This is a genomic window from Pantoea sp. K16 (genome assembly GCF_048452805.1).
GTDB classification, from domain to species: Bacteria; Pseudomonadota; Gammaproteobacteria; order Enterobacterales; family Enterobacteriaceae; genus Pantoea; species Pantoea agglomerans.
Genome location: NZ_JBLWNV010000001.1, coordinates 1 through 14,904, shown reverse-complemented (window position 1 = coordinate 14,904; position 14,904 = coordinate 1). Strand labels below are relative to the sequence as shown.

Here is a 14,904-nt window from a genome sequence, read left to right as displayed (position 1 = left end):
GCTTTAAGGGCGCGAAATACCGCTCATTAAAGCTTAGCGAAATCCACCTTAAGCTTGTGACTGATATGTTCAGCCTGCTCGGTGGCACGGTCAGCCTCGCCAGTCAGGATAAAAGCGATCGCGAAGGCGAAATCAAACGCCGCGCCCAGATCCTGTCCACTCAGCAAATTGCCATCTTTCACTACCGAGGCATTAACGTAAACGCCATCGGTGACACCTTCTGATGACGTCCCAGAACTGACATAGCGACGCCCCCTTAAAAGACCCTGTGGCGCCAGCACTCTGGCCGCTGCGGAGCAAATTGGGCAGACCAGGCGGCCCGCCTCATCATGGCGGCGAATAAAATCTATCACTGCCGCATTTGCCGCCAGATTTTTGCTGCCGTCAGGACCACCCGGCACAATCACCGCATCAAACAGCCTGTCCCGATTCGCCTCCAGCAGCTCATCGGCGACAACCTTCACATGATGATAACTGTTCACTTCGCGATAGGGCTGACAGGCCAGGGTTGTAACCTGAACGCCCAGGCGTGAGAGGATGTCGAGAGTGATAATAGCCTCAGCTTCTTCAAAGCCTGGGGCAAGCAGCAGAGCAACATTCTTATCCATGAAAATTCCTTTTTAATTGGTGTGGATGAAGCAGAGAGCGTTTAATCCTGGTCTGTGCAGGCGCACCCTTTACTGATCCGAATCAAGTCTGAGCAGGGTTTTTAAACGGCAGCGGGCGACACTACCGTGGTGCGTCATGAAGTAAGTGCGTTTAAAACTCTTCCGGCTCGCCCGGCAGTGGCTCGGTCAGTTCCTGCCCCTTTACACCGGCATAGGTAATCACCAGTTCGGCTGGCTCATCCAGTGTGTAACCGCGATGCGCACTGTTGACCGTCTCATTGAGGGCTTCACCCGCATGGAAGGTGCGCTGTTCGCCGCTCTCTTTATCCTCAACAATCAGGGTGCCGGAAAGAATAAACGCCGCATTCGGCATTGGATGGATATGCCAGGGCAATGACGTATGGGCAGGTAGCGAGAGCCGCATAACGGTCAGCTCAGGTTCGCCGGTGGGATAGGCTTCAAGAACGTCACCGTTCCAGGCCTGGCTGCTGCGCATCACTTCAACCGCGTTAATTTCGTTATCTTGCTTCGACATGGTTAATCCCTGTTAATAATCAATAGAATGCCAGTAGTGACCGATAAGTAAGCTTAGAAGAAAACTGTGTTGATGCCCGCCTGCGTTTTAATAAGCCTGTTAACAGGAATTTTCCGCCAGCGAACAGAGGGATGAAAACCGGCCATTAGCGGACTGGCTGAATGACTGATTAATTAATGTTCATTATTTGCGTTGTGGTTATAAGATATATTCCTCAGTCAGTACGCAACCTGTGAGTTCTGTATTATCTTTGAAGCCATCAACCACCTGAGGGATTTCTGATAATGAAAGGTCTGTTTACGGCATTACTCGCCAGTTCTGTTCTACTATTATCCGCCTGCTCAAAAGATGACGATAACAAAGTTAAAGTTGCGATTAATACCGGGCCTGATGAAGCAATCTGGCAGGTGGTAAAGCAGGTGGCGAAAGATAAATACAAGCTCGATGTCGAAGTGCTTAACTTCAATGACTATGTGCTGCCAAATGAAGCGCTGAATAACAAAGAAGTTGATGCTAACGCCTTCCAGAGCCTGCCTTATCTGGAATCACAGTCTAAAGAGCGCGGCTATAAGTTTGCGGTAGTGGGTAAAACGTTCGTCTTCCCGATTGCTGCCTATTCGCACAAAATCAAGAACATCAGTGAGCTGCAGAATGGTGCCACTATCACCATCTCTAACGAAGCCACCACGCTGGGACGCAGCCTGCTGCTGCTGCAGGCGCAGGGTCTGATTAAACTTAAACCGGATGTGGGTTATTTACCGACCTCACTGGATATCATCGAAAATCCAAAAAATCTGAAGCTGGTTGAAGTGGACACCCCACAGCTGACCCGCACCTTAGACGATCCCAACGTGACCCTGTCGATCATTAATACTAATTTCTCGGCTCAGGCTGGATTATCAGCGCACCGCGATGGCTTATTTATGGAAAGTGCCTCATCGCCTTACGTCAATGCGCTGGTATCACGTGAAGATAATAAAGACAGCGATAAAATTCAGAAGCTGAAGTCAGCGCTGCAGTCACCGGAGGTGGCGGCCAAAGCCGAAGAAGTTTACAAGGGTGATGCGATTAAAGGCTGGTGAGTTGCCCGATAATCGATCATTAACGATCAAAAAAGGCCGCACTCTGTTGCGGCCTTTTTTATATCTGCACTTTTACAGGCACATCTGCCAGCACTTATACATCCGCGCCAGCCCGCAAGATCACAGGAACGGTTACGCAGCTGCGCCTTTTGGCTGAGCAGAGAGGTGCCCTGCCCACAGACTGGCGACCCATTTCACCCCTTTAGACGTAAAACGTGCCTGAGAGAAAGCGTGCTGATTTTCGCCCGTGCCGGTATGCAGCGTAAAGTAGCCGGCCTGCATATGGTAGTGCTGCGGCGTCAGGGTGCCTTTTGCGCGATACATGATGTTGCGCTCCAGCAGAAACTGGCGAAACTCCGGTTCTTTCACTTTCAGCATTTTGCAGAGCTGCCGAAAGCCCAGCGAGTCATCAACCTCAACGAAGTTATCAAAGAACGCCGCCTTGGGTGCCGAGAGAGCCAGCTGCTGCTCCGCCGCCTGACGCTGTTCAAACTGCTCAGCCCAGGCGCGAGCGGCTTCAGCCGGATTGGTAAAGTCAGGCAGATGGGTCGTCTTCTCGCGGTCCTGCCAGCGATCCAGCACTTCTGCAGTGAAGCCTGGCGACAGGCGTGCCACGGCCAGCAGCGAGTCACGCTTGCACAGACGGTACTCCTGACGCACTTCCCCTTCCCGCTCATACTCATTCACGCTGAGCGGCTGGGAGAGACGCTGAGCCGTCTCCAGACTTTTGATTAACCGCTTCACTTCTCCGTGTGTAATACCGGTCATCTGAGCCAGTTCACGACTGCTCATTGTGACCGATTGTTCCAGAGATTTGAGGCTTTCAGTTGAAATCATCATGGGTTCACCCCTCGCTAACGCTACCAATACCCGGCGGGCAGTCGATTAATTATACAAAAACCTGTTCAAATATCCAGTATTTTATTTAAGCAATAACGTAACTGGAAGCTGTTACGCAAACAACAGGGTGTGAGGCGGTTTGGCGGGCTGAAGAGTGCGTGCTGAATGCCTTGCAGGAGGCGTTGCGGGCTTTTGCGGCAGCATAAGCGGGTAATCCATCGCTAAGTTATTTACATATAATCACAATGATGGACACAGACTCTTTACATTACAGTATAGTGAAGACTGTCAGCAGGTTACTGGCCTGCCGGGCTCACTATTTTGATTCGGGGTGCAGGGCGAAATCTGGCCCGTTACCACTGAATGTCACCTTTTACTGGAGTAAGTCATGCAGCCGTTGAAAGTCGCCTTTATTAAAGCTAACTGGCACAGCGAAATCGTTTCTCAGGTTCTGACAGGATTCGAACAGGAACTGGAAAGCCGCGGTACCTCATATGAGATTAAGACATGGGATGTTCCGGGCGCTTTTGAAATGCCGCTGCTGGCGCAACGCCTGGCGCAGACCGGCAACTACGATGCGATTGTCTGTGCAGCACTGGTGGTGGATGGCGGCATCTATCGCCATGATTTCGTCGCGCAGGCTGTGGTAAGTGGTCTGATGCAGGCACAGCTGGCAACCAATGTGCCCGTCTTCTCGGTGTCACTCACGCCGCATAATTTCCAGCCATCGGCCGAGTTTATCGACTTCTATACTCAGCATTTCGTGAAAAAAGGTCAGGAAGCGGCGCGTGCCGTCTGCCAGATTCACGCCCTGGAACTCTGATACGACTGTAACGAATGCTGACAATGCGTTTGCCTGCGCTGTTAAGGAGAGAAAGTTGGAAAATACACGTCCGCCTCTACCGCCATTTACCCTGGCTGCACAGGCGATTGAAAAAGTCCGGCTGGCTGAGGATGGCTGGAACAGCCGGGATGCGGAGCGAGTCGCTCTGGCCTATTCAGCGGACAGTAAATGGCGCAATCGCGATACCTTTCTGACCGGCCGGGCAGAAATTATCGCCTTCCTGCAGCAAAAATGGCAGCGGGAGCAGCAGTATCGGCTGATTAAAGAGTTGTGGAGTTTTGACCAGAACCGGATTGCGGTGCGGTTCGCCTATGAATGGCATGACGAGCAACGGCAGTGGTATCGCTCATATGGCAACGAGAACTGGGCCTTTGATGAGCAGGGTTTAATGCAGCAGCGTTATGCCAGCATCAACGATCTGAAAATCAGTGAAGAACAGCGGCTGTTTCACTGGCCGCAGGGCCGACGCCCTGACGACCATCCTTCACTGAGCGAACTGGGCTTATAGTGCCAGCCCTTCCAGCGGAGAGCGCAGCTCTCCGCCGTCATCCACTCAGCCCTGCTCGTCCTTGTTCTCAACAAAGGTCGCTTTGTTGCGTGTGACCGTATAAGCCACCTTTTTGACATCGTCCGGTGACGTGGTCACTTCTACCGGCGCAATGGTCACCCGACCCATACCAAACAGAGTGGGTACATAGCCACCGACCTGGTGTTTTCCGGCCGGAACATGCAGCAGCATGCTTTCGCCGTTAGGCAATCTGCCGGCGTCTTTACCATCTACAGTCAGGAATACACTGGAGCCATCATCTGCGCGGGTCTTGATGTGTGAGACATCAATCTGCGTCGGGCCAGCAGCAAATTCATCTGGCGCATCGCTGGCGGCATGTTTTGCACAGCCAGTCAGTACAGCAGCAACCGTTACAACGGCGAGACTAAAACGATAACGCATTGGGCACTCTTTCTCCTGATCATCAGAACCCGCTATTTTAGCGATTTAGCGGGAGGATGTAAGGGGGATAAGAGTCGGCATGCTCTTAAAAGAGGCTTAAAAGTACCGATTTCCCGGTATATTTGCGTAAAGAATATTTACTGAATAAATACACAGTATTTTTATTGCCTGATCGCAGCGCTTTTAACCTGCTGATCAGCATAAATTTAATCGGAGAATAACAACGAATAAGCGTAGCGTCACAGGCACATAGCGCCGGTTTGCCTTAACTCTGCCTCTGTTAATTGGCTGTTATAAGGTTCATAGTGGTGGTTCATCCCCGGTTAATCCCGGCGGCCTTCCCCTCTACAGAGGGCACGATATGCATTCTTATACCACCGATACTGTTTGCGCCATAACCGGCACCCATCCCGCTAACCTGAAGAGCTGGATGAAGCAGGGATTACTGACGCCGCAGCAGTATCAGGAACGCTGGAGTGAGCATCACCTCAGTGAAATCCAGACCCTGGTTGGCTTAACAGCCACTGGCGCGACGCTCGACGAAATCTGGCAAGGTCAGCAGGCTGCTTCGACGGTCACCACCTTTGGCTGGGCGGCGCGCAAAGGTGACCTGCTCTGGCAGCTGGAATTTGGCACACCGCTGTCGCTTTCACGTCAGATGCACACGATGTCCAGCCATTATAGCGGTGATGATTTCGTCATTAATCTGCTGCGGCCGCTGAGCGCCTGGCTTTACGCCGATCTCCGTCGGGGAGCGTCACGTCGCCTCAACCGTTTTGAGCAAACCGTGCAGCAGCAGGCGGATAAAGTCATGCGCGCCTCATCGCGCAACGAATCTTCTATTCCTCTGTTTCTGGAAGCGGTGAGCGTACTTGATAAAACCGAAATCTGGCTTGAAGCCATTCGTCTTACTGCGATGGGCTTTAATGTCGAGGTTGACTCGCGTGCAACCGGGCTGCCAGCCGTTAAAACCGACCTTCATCAGCATCATGTGATGTGGTGTGGTGCCGGCATCAGCCAGCAGATGCAGGACTATTTTGAACAGCAGAGTCTGGATGGCCATCCGGTAATGCTCAGTGGACCTGATTGTAACCTGCAATTTGCCCAATCCAACGCCTCCAGCGCTGCCTGACAGCAGGCAGCGCCTTCTTTACCCCTGTTTTTCCGCGCCAGTAAATAATTTTTTTCGTTAAGAATCTCTTAAGGTGGTTCCGTATACTGGTGCCACAACCCTGACTCATTGACGAGACTAAGATGAAAAAGACCTTACTGACCTTCAGCCTTCTCCTGTTACCACTCACTTTTACTGCTGCTCACGCGGCCTCTGGCCTGACCGGTTGTGCAGCCAAAAAGCAGGAGATTGAGACCCAGCTCTCTTTTGCCCGCCAGCACAATAATACCCATCAGGTTGCCGGCCTTGAAAAAGCGCTGAGCGAAGTAAATCAGAACTGTACCGAAAGCAGTCTGCTAAAGCAGCGTCAGGAAAAAGTGGCAGAGAAAAAGTTGAAGGTACAGGAACGCGAACAGGAACTGGCTAAAGCGAAAGCAGAAGGCCGCAGCGCCAGCAAGATCCAGAAGCGCGAAGATAAACTGGCTGACGCTCGCCAGGAACTGAAAGAAGCCGAGCAGGCTCTGCATCAGTAAAACTCATTCTGGCCAGCCACTGCGCTGGCCCGTTATTCTCCCTTCCCCAGCCCTGACCCTCTCTCCTTTCTAAATACCTGATTAGCCTGCGCTATTAACGTCCAATCCATTACTTTATGTAATCCTTTGATTACTTATTCTCATGCACTTAATTGGTGCAGCAAAGTCAACATGGTTACGATCAATTATTTAACTTTTTGAACGCCCTCAAAGATTTGAAAGATAGCGATATTTCCTGTCCTATGCAGAAAATACGCACTCCACGCGCATCTTTATTCGTCTGTAAGGGGCCAGCAATACTAATCTATTCACTTACCCTGCCCCAAAACAGGGCATTACAGCGATGTGGCATGGCTGATGCCACATCTTATTTGTTTCAGTAGTGTTAGATTATGTCGGCGCAATGCAATGCGCTCTCCATCCACGGCTCCACACAATAAATAACTTCATTAAGAAAGGTTTTTTATGGATAAGTTATCTTATGCGTCTGAAAGCAGCACATCTGCCTGGTCCACCTATTTACAGCAAATCGACCGGGTTGCGCCCTATCTGGGCGATCTTTCACGTTGGATAGATACTTTGCGTCATCCAAAACGTGCGTTGATTGTTGATATTCCTCTCCAGATGGATGATGGCTCAATTCGCCATTTCGAAGGCTATCGCGTTCAGCACAACCTTTCGCGCGGCCCAGGAAAAGGCGGTATTCGCTACCATCCGGATGTCGACCTTAATGAAGTGATGGCGCTCTCCGCATGGATGACCATCAAATGTGCGGCGGTTAACCTGCCTTATGGCGGCGCTAAGGGCGGTATCCGCGTTGATCCGTTCAAACTGTCCGACGGTGAACTTGAGCGACTGACCCGCCGTTACACCAGCGAGATCGGCATCATCATCGGGCCGCAAAAAGATATTCCTGCGCCAGACGTCGGGACCAACAGCAAAGTGATGGCGTGGATGATGGATACCTACTCCATGAACCACGGCACAACGATTACCGGCGTTGTCACGGGCAAACCGATTCATCTGGGCGGTTCACTGGGGCGTGAAAAAGCCACCGGTCGCGGCGTGTTTATTACCGGACGCGAAGTGGCACGCCGTGCAGGTATTGAAATTGAAGGCGCACGCGTTGCGGTCCAGGGCTTCGGTAACGTCGGCAGCGAAGCGGCACGCCTGTTTGATGAGGCGGGTGCTCGTGTGGTAGTGATTCAGGATCACACCGCGACGCTGTTTAATGCCGATGGCATCAACATGGCTGCCCTGACCGAATGGCAGATCGCCAATAAGCAGATTGCCGGTTTCCCTGGTGCGCAGAGCATTGATAAAGAGGCGTTCTGGACCACAGGGATGGATATTCTGATCCCGGCGGCGCTGGAAGGTCAGATTACCCGCGAGCGTGCTGAAGTCCTGAGCTGCAAAATCGTGCTGGAAGGCGCAAACGGCCCGACCTATCCGGATGCCGATGACATGCTGGCCACCCGCGGCATTATCGTGGTGCCGGACGTGGTCTGTAATGCCGGTGGCGTGACCGTCAGCTACTTCGAGTGGGTTCAGGACATGGCCAGCTTCTTCTGGAGCGAAGATGAGATCAATCGTCGCTCAGACAAGATCATGACGGAAGCGATGGTACACGTCTGGGAAAAGTCGAAGGAGAAAGATTGCTCGCTGCGCACCGCGGCCTATATCGTGGCCTGTGAGCGTATTCTGATGGCGCGTAAAGATCGCGGTATCTACCCGGGTTAATGCCTGTGGCGCTGTTGCCTGCAGCAGCGCCCTTTTCCCTGACTACTTCATCAGCACCTGAAACTTCGGATTAAATTCATCGAAAATCGGTAAAGCGGCGGCGCCGAGAGCGGCTGTATCGCTGCCGGTCATGCCAATTTTTAGTCGCATATCGTTAAGATAACGTCCGCGCACCGACTGATAAAGCGGCGGCAATCGCTGCACCATCTGCTCCAGCAACGGCGCAGGCATCATCCCGCCAATAATCACCGCCTCAGCATCAAACACCGACTCCAGAATATTGATCGCCTGACGCAACGGCGTCGTCACATTCTCAATCCATGCGGTAAAACGCGCGGGTTCAATCTGCAACAGATCTTCGGGCAGCGCCCGCATTGGATCGAGACCGCAGAATTCATAAGCGGCCTGCAGCGAGACGTAACGCTCGAGGCAGCCCTGATTTCCGCAGTAGCAGTCGCGACCGCCCGGCTCGACCACAATGTGTCCGATTTCGCCCGCATTATGAGCGTGGCCGGTATAGATATGACCATCGGTGAAGATCCCCGCGCCCAGGCCGGTGCCGATATAGAGATAGATAAAGGAGTTAAGGTGGCGCGCTGTGCCGTGAAAGCGTTCGCCGATGGCAGCGACCGTAGCATCATTTTCCAGCGTCACCGGCAGACCGCTAATGGTGGCGAGTTCAGCCTCGATATCGACCTGCTCCCAGCCGTTCAGCGTGGTCGGCCCCACTGATGAAATGCCCTCCACACCAAAAGGCCCTGGCATCACCACGCCAATCCCCAGCACTTTCTGCCACTGAGTACCCAGGAAGGCGCGCATCTCCTCCAGCACGCTGGCAATGCACGCCAGGGTGGCAGCAGGCTGAGGCTTTTGCACCAGAACGAGGCGGCGGAAACGCACTTCACCACTGAGATCGACCAGAACCAGCAGCAGCGTCTGGTGATCAAGATGGATGCCGATCGACCAGGCACTGGTGGGATTGAGCGTAACCGGAATTGAGGGCTGACCACGCCCGCTGCGGCGCGGCTGGCGGCTGGTCAGCAGTTCGGCCTGCTCCAGTTCCGCCACGATATTCGAGACGGTCTGCGGCGTCAGCGCCGTCATGCGGGCCAGTTCGGCACGGGTCAGTTCACCGTGCAGGCGAATGGCTTCAATCACCACACGTCGGTTGTGCGCCCGCGCATGTTCAAGGTTGGTACCCGAGGTTTTCATGTTGTTTTCCATTTCAGCGGGACCCGACAGTATTGGTCTCCGAATGCATTCGGGCAAACAATATCTTTGATGCTGCACGCAATTCTCGCGCATCAGGATAGGCAATTTTGCCATAAAAGCGCAGTCTGAGTTTCAGCGTTGTTACGGCTTTGTTGCTATGCCCTCCGGCACTGTGGCACGCCGTTTGCTTAGATTCAGACAGGTCAGTTCACCCACTGACCAAAATTACGCCCCCGATTAAATCAATCAAATTGATTTAATTAACCGACAGCCTGTTGCTGCACAGTGGAGAAGACCATGTCACAGCGTTACACACCCCAACTAAAAGCCGGTTTTGCCGCCTTACTGATGTTAAGCGCAGGCAGCGCGGCGGCGGCCAGCCAGATCAATGCCCTGTTTATGACCCAGGCGGCTTACAGCGAAAATGATATCCGCGCGATGACGCAAAATTTTCAGAAGCAGCACCCGGATGTCAGCGTCAATCTGGAGTTTGTTCCTTATGAGGCGCTGCACGACAAGATTGTGGCGGCGCGTGGCGCGGGCGGCAATGGCTATGATGTGGTGCTGTTCGATGCCATCTGGCCAGCGGAATTCGCCCGTTTCGATCTGCTGCAGGATGTCAGCGCACGCATTACGCCAGAGGATAAAGAGAAGGTCTTCCCGGGCGCGATGAACACCGTGGTTTACAAAGGTAAAACGCTGGGTATGCCGTGGATCCTCGACACCAAATACCTTTACTACAACAAAGCGATGCTGGCTAAAGCGGGCATCACCACGCCGCCACAGACCTGGCAGCAGGTGCTGGATGACGCGAAGATCATCAAGGATAAAAAGATTGTCACCTGGCCGCTGGTCTGGAGCTGGTCCCAGGCTGAGGCGCTGGTGTGTGACTACACCACGCTTGTTTCAGGCTTTGGTGGTCAGTTCTATCAGAACGGCAAACTTAACTTCTCCAGCCCGGCTTCACTCAAGGCGCTTAACCTGATGAAAAGCTCGCTTGATGAGGGCCTGAGTAACCCGGCGTCGCGTGAATATCTGGAAGAGGATGTGCGTAAATCGTTTTCTAATGGCGATGCGGCTTTCGCGCTGAACTGGACCTACATGTACAACATGGCCAACGATCCGAAGCAGAGCAAAGTGGCGGGCGACGTTGGGATCATGCCTGCGCCTGGCGATGCACCTGGTAAAGTCGGTGCGGTGAACGGCTCAATGGGGCTGGGGATCACCAAAGGCAGCACCCATGCCAACGAGGCGTGGCAGTACATTCAGTACATGACCTCACAGCCGGTACAGAATCAGTATGCGAAGCTCAGCCTGCCGATCTGGAAATCCTCTTATCAGGATGAAGCAGTGAAAAAGGATCAGGAGAGCCTGATTGCTGCGGCGGACAAATCGCTAAACGTGATGCTGTCACGTCCGGAGACCGCTGACTATTCCCGTCTGTCGAACCAGCTGCAGCAGCAGTTACAGCAGGTGTTGCTGGGTAAAGCCCCGGTGCAGGACGCGATGGCGACGGTTGATAAAAGCGCCGCCCGGCTGCGTTAAGGAGTCACGATGCTGAGTTTGCGTCAACGCGAACAGCGTCAGGCATGGGTGCTGCTGGCACCCATGTTGCTGGTGATGCTGCTGTTAACCGCCTGGCCTCTGCTGCGTACCATCTGGCTCAGCTTTACCGATGCTGCGCTGATTGGCAGTGGTGAAACGCCTGCCTGGATTGGGCTGGAAAACTATCTCTATGCGCTTAGCGATCCCGACTTTCGGGCGTCGATCTGGCGCACACTCTATTTCACCCTTGTGTCTGTCACCGTTGAAGGGATTATCGGCGTGCTGGTGGCGCTGCTGCTGAATCAGAAATTCATCGGGCGCAACGTTTTGCGTGTACTGGTGATTCTGCCGTGGGCGCTGCCGACCATCGTCAATGCCATGATGTGGCGGCTCAACTTCAACCCTGACTACGGCAGCATCAATGCCCTGCTCAGCCAGCTCGGTATCATTGACGGCTATCGCAGCTGGCTGGGATCGCCGGAGGCGGCGCTCAATGCGGTGATGTTTGCGGATATCTGGAAAAACTATCCGCTGGTCACCCTGCTGGTGCTGGCGGCGCTGCAGTCGATCCCCGAGGATCTGTTTGAAGCGGCACGACTGGACGGTGCCTCCGCCTGGCGGCGTTTCCGAGCGATTACCTTCCCGGCGATTGTTGCACCGCTCGGCGTCGCGCTGGTGTTACGCACCATCGATGCCTTCAAAATCTTCGACATCATCTACGTGATGACGCGCGGCGGCCCGGTGGACAGCACCAAAACCCTGAGCTTTTTCGTTTATCAGGAGTCGTTCAGCTATCTGCGTGCCGGCAGCGGTGCCGCCTACGCGATACTGATGACCCTGATGTGCGCCCTGCTGATCACGCTCTATCTGCTGATGTTATGGCATCAGCGCCGCCGGAGTACCGCTTATGAAAACTAAACTGCGACGGGTCCTGCGTTACGGGGCTGCGCTGCTGGTCGCCGTCAGCATTCTGGCCCCGATGGGCTGGCTGTTTCTGATGAGCGTCAGTTCTGCCAGCGATCTCTCCCGCGTGCCGCTGGAGTGGCTGCCGCGTCAGTGGGATTTCAGCCGCTATCAGGGGCTGGTTTCGCTGGCACCGAATCAGCCCGGCAACGTTTTTCTGCACGCGCTGGGCAACAGTTTGCTGGTAGCGACGGTGGCCACAGCGATCTCGCTGCTGCTGGCGATACCCGCGGCGTTCAGCTTCTCACGCTACAGTGGTCGTGATGCCTGGCTTTCCGGCGCTCTGGCAATCTATATGGTGCCGCCCGTGGCGTTTGTGCTGCCGCTCTACTTTCTGCTGCAACAACTGGGGCTGCTCAACACCCGTCCCGGCCTGGTGATGGTCTACTGTTCGCTGATCCTGCCGTTTCTGACCTGGATGCTGAAGAACCAGTTCGACTCACTGCCACGTGATATCGAACAGGCAGCACGGCTTGATGGCCTGCGCTTCTGGCAGGTTCTGCTGCGCATTACGCTGCCGCTGGCAAAGCCGGTGCTGGGCGCTGCCGCGCTGTTCGGCTGGCTGCTCGCCTGGGATGAGTTTTTCTACGCGCTGCTGTTTACCAGCAATATTTCGGCACAGACCCTGCCGGTCGCCATTGCCGGTTTTACCGCAGGACGCGCGACCGATGACGGGCTGATCGCGGCAATCGGCATTCTGGCTTCGGTGCCGCCACTGTTTATTGCCATCTGGTTGCAGAAGACGCTGGTCAGCGGTCTCACCAGCGGCGGAAGTAAGGGATAATTATGGTCACTACCCTCACGCCCACCCTCTATGTGGTGGGCAATATAAATGTTGATTTAATCATGAGTACGCTCAGCGACTGGCCGCAGCGCGGCACGGAAGTGATGCTGCAGCACAGCGAGTTACGTCCCGGCGGGTCCGCAGGTAACTGTGCGCTGGCGCTGGAGGCGATGCAGGTGCCGCATCGGGCCATTGCCAATCAGGGCGACGATGGATTCAGTCACTGGCTCGCCAGTCACTTTCCTCATAGCGCTGCATACTGGCCGCGCTATGCCTGTGAAACCTCGCTGACGGTAGGCGTGACCCATCCCGATAACGAACGCTCGTTTCTCAGCAATCACGGCCATATTACCGTGCTGACCGCGGACGATGTGCTGGCCCAGTTGCCGTCGCAGGCGACGTCGGGCGACATCGTACTGCTGTGCGGCACCTTTCTCTGTCTGGAACTCTATGATCACTACCCGGCGCTGCTGGCCGCGCTGCAACAGCGTGGCTTCTGTGTCGCCGTGGATACCGGCTGGCCGCCTGCGGGCTGGAGCGATGGGCTTCGCTTACAGATTGGCAACTGGTTAGCGGACTGTGACTGGCTGCTGCTGAATGAGGTGGAAGCGCTGGGCTTATCGGGCGCAGAACTGCTGGATGAAAGCGGTAAACAGCTGGCAGCCCGGCTCAGTGGTCGCGGCGGCTGTGTGATTAAGTGTGGCGCAGAGGGCGCACGTCTCTGGTCTGCCGCCTCTGTGCAGTATGCTGCTGCCCAGCCGGTGACGGTGGTAGATACCATTGGAGCCGGTGACAGTTTTAATGCCGGTTTTCTTACTGCACTGCTCTATCACCAGCCATCGCACACGGCGCTGCGCTGGGGCATTGAAGTGGCATCACAGGCGATAAGCAGCTCTCCGCGCCGCTATCCAAGCTGGCAACAACTCCAACTATCAAATGAGGTGCGCTGAACATGGCCAGTGTTGAACTTGTACAGGTGGCGAAGCGCTACGGTAAACAGAGCGTGCTTCACCCGCTGGATTTAACCATTCCTGATGGCAGTTTCACTGTGCTGGTCGGCCCCTCCGGCTGCGGCAAATCAACCCTGCTGCGGCTGCTTGCCGGTCTGGATACCGTCTCTGACGGGGCGATCATGCTGGATAAAAAACAGATTAACGATCTCGATCCTGCTGACCGGGATATCGCCATGGTGTTTCAGAGCTATGCGCTCTATCCGCATCTCACCGTCGCGGAGAATCTGGCGTTTCACATGCAGGTGAAAAAGGTGAAGCGCGAGGAGCAAAAAAGCAAAATCGCCCGCATTGCCGGCATTCTCGGCATCGATCAGCTGCTGCAGCGTTATCCAAGAGCGTTGTCGGGTGGACAGCGGCAGCGCGTGGCGATGGGCCGCGCCATGGTGCGCAATCCGCAGGTGTTTCTGTTTGATGAGCCGCTTTCTAATCTTGATGCGCAGTTACGCATGGAGCTGCGGGCCGAGATTAAGTCGCTGCATCAGCGTTTCAAAACCACCATGGTCTATGTTACCCACGATCAGGTCGAGGCGATGACGCTGGCGGATCAGATTGTGGTGATGAAAGAAGGGGTCATTGTGCAACAGGGTGCACCGCTGGCGATTTATGACCGCCCGGTAAACACCTTCGTGGCGCGGTTTATCGGGTCACCGCCGATGAATCTGCTGGATGCCCGTTTCCAGACACGCGATGGTCTGCCTGGCGTCTGCTGTGGCGAGCAGTGGCTGCCGTTGCCGCGTCGCTGGCACAGTGCGGCACAGCAGCAGGCCGATCAGCCGGTCACGCTTGGCGTACGACCCCACGATCTGATTTTTGATGCCAGCGGGCAACCGGCGGCGGTCAATATTGTTGAGATCACCGGCGAATCGACCCTGCTACATCTGAACTGGCAGGGTTTCCCGCTGCATATGCAACTGACAGGCCGCAGCGATGCCGTGCCTGGCGGCACGCTGCCGGTGACCGTTAACCCGGATAAAATGCACTTGTTTGATGCCAGCAGCGGTGTGCGGCTGACGGAACAGTGATAAAAATAAACCCGCCAGCGGTAATGTCAGTCAGTTAAGCGACAGGTGATAACGCAGTCTGGTGCCGGGCAGGGGCTGGCGGTCCTCGCGCCGCTGCGCGGTTCCTTCACTTCATTCCTCTGC

16 protein-coding genes are annotated in these 14,904 nt (G+C 54.7%); 11 read left to right on the top strand and 5 right to left on the bottom strand.

All coding sequences use genetic code 11. The annotated features are described in order from the left end of the window. Positions 1-26: 26 nt before the first annotated feature. Entirely contained in the window at positions 27-608 is a 582-nt protein-coding gene (locus ACK13D_RS00080) for a DJ-1/PfpI family protein (RefSeq protein WP_201500579.1), read from the bottom strand. 151 nt (positions 609-759) lie between these two features. Further along, complete coding sequence (locus tag ACK13D_RS00075; protein WP_337037469.1) at positions 760-1,143, bottom strand: cupin domain-containing protein; 384 nt, start codon at positions 1,141-1,143, stop codon at positions 760-762. A gap of 284 nt (positions 1,144-1,427) precedes the next feature. Here ACK13D_RS00075 and ACK13D_RS00070 point away from each other — a divergent pair, with 284 nt between their 5' ends. Further along, positions 1,428-2,225 (top strand): MetQ/NlpA family ABC transporter substrate-binding protein, encoded by a 798-nt coding sequence (locus ACK13D_RS00070; protein ID WP_010247110.1) that lies wholly within the window; start codon positions 1,428-1,430, stop codon positions 2,223-2,225. A 132-nt stretch (positions 2,226-2,357) separates the two neighbouring features. Here ACK13D_RS00070 and ACK13D_RS00065 read toward each other — a convergent pair whose 3' ends face one another. Beyond that, on the bottom strand, positions 2,358-3,065 hold the full coding sequence (locus tag ACK13D_RS00065) for a phage antirepressor KilAC domain-containing protein (RefSeq protein WP_010247108.1): 708 nt from the start codon (positions 3,063-3,065) through the stop codon (positions 2,358-2,360). A gap of 388 nt (positions 3,066-3,453) precedes the next feature. On the opposite strand from ACK13D_RS00065, the gene ACK13D_RS00060 reads away from it, so the two are divergent. Next, on the top strand, positions 3,454-3,888 hold the full coding sequence (locus ACK13D_RS00060; protein ID WP_010247107.1) for a 6,7-dimethyl-8-ribityllumazine synthase: 435 nt from the start codon (positions 3,454-3,456) through the stop codon (positions 3,886-3,888). 55 nt (positions 3,889-3,943) lie between these two features. Further along, positions 3,944-4,417 carry a nuclear transport factor 2 family protein gene (locus tag ACK13D_RS00055; protein WP_010247104.1) on the top strand — a complete coding sequence of 158 codons (474 nt, stop codon included), beginning with the start codon at positions 3,944-3,946 and terminating at the stop codon, positions 4,415-4,417. A gap of 45 nt (positions 4,418-4,462) precedes the next feature. On the opposite strand, the gene ACK13D_RS00050 is transcribed toward ACK13D_RS00055, so the two are convergent. After that, positions 4,463-4,858, bottom strand: coding sequence for a hypothetical protein (locus tag ACK13D_RS00050; RefSeq protein ID WP_033760447.1), 396 nt, complete (start codon positions 4,856-4,858; stop codon positions 4,463-4,465). Between the two features lie 361 nt (positions 4,859-5,219). On the opposite strand from ACK13D_RS00050, the gene ACK13D_RS00045 reads away from it, so the two are divergent. From ACK13D_RS00045 to ACK13D_RS00035, 3 genes are all read left to right on the top strand, one after another. Next, a complete protein-coding gene (locus ACK13D_RS00045) occupies positions 5,220-5,990 on the top strand; it encodes a MerR family transcriptional regulator (protein ID WP_073970681.1) in 771 nt (256 codons plus the stop codon). 122 nt (positions 5,991-6,112) lie between these two features. Continuing rightward, entirely contained in the window at positions 6,113-6,502 is a 390-nt protein-coding gene (locus ACK13D_RS00040) for a DUF1090 domain-containing protein (protein ID WP_010247098.1), read from the top strand. A 465-nt stretch (positions 6,503-6,967) separates the two neighbouring features. Continuing rightward, the gene (locus ACK13D_RS00035; protein ID WP_010247095.1) at positions 6,968-8,242 is read left to right on the top strand and encodes a Glu/Leu/Phe/Val family dehydrogenase; all 1,275 of its coding nucleotides are present in this window, start codon (positions 6,968-6,970) and stop codon (positions 8,240-8,242) included. Between the two features lie 42 nt (positions 8,243-8,284). Here ACK13D_RS00035 and ACK13D_RS00030 read toward each other — a convergent pair whose 3' ends face one another. Beyond that, entirely contained in the window at positions 8,285-9,454 is a 1,170-nt protein-coding gene (locus tag ACK13D_RS00030; RefSeq protein WP_010247093.1) for an ROK family transcriptional regulator, read from the bottom strand. A 297-nt stretch (positions 9,455-9,751) separates the two neighbouring features. Between ACK13D_RS00030 and ACK13D_RS00025 the strand changes: the two genes are divergently transcribed. From ACK13D_RS00025 to ACK13D_RS00005, 5 genes are read left to right on the top strand one after another with little or no spacing between them, the layout of a single operon-like run. Next, positions 9,752-10,999 (top strand): extracellular solute-binding protein, encoded by a 1,248-nt coding sequence (locus tag ACK13D_RS00025; protein ID WP_022624333.1) that lies wholly within the window; start codon positions 9,752-9,754, stop codon positions 10,997-10,999. A gap of 9 nt (positions 11,000-11,008) precedes the next feature. Next, on the top strand, positions 11,009-11,917 hold the full coding sequence (locus tag ACK13D_RS00020) for a carbohydrate ABC transporter permease (protein ID WP_022624334.1): 909 nt from the start codon (positions 11,009-11,011) through the stop codon (positions 11,915-11,917). Next, entirely contained in the window at positions 11,907-12,746 is an 840-nt protein-coding gene (locus tag ACK13D_RS00015; protein ID WP_033760458.1) for a carbohydrate ABC transporter permease, read from the top strand. The genes ACK13D_RS00020 and ACK13D_RS00015 overlap by 11 nt, the downstream gene beginning before the upstream one ends. Positions 12,747-12,748: 2 nt before the next feature. Further along, on the top strand, positions 12,749-13,696 hold the full coding sequence (locus tag ACK13D_RS00010; RefSeq protein WP_033760463.1) for a carbohydrate kinase family protein: 948 nt from the start codon (positions 12,749-12,751) through the stop codon (positions 13,694-13,696). 2 nt (positions 13,697-13,698) lie between these two features. Then, positions 13,699-14,781 (top strand): ABC transporter ATP-binding protein, encoded by a 1,083-nt coding sequence (locus ACK13D_RS00005; RefSeq protein ID WP_031590703.1) that lies wholly within the window; start codon positions 13,699-13,701, stop codon positions 14,779-14,781. Positions 14,782-14,904 lie beyond the last annotated feature (123 nt).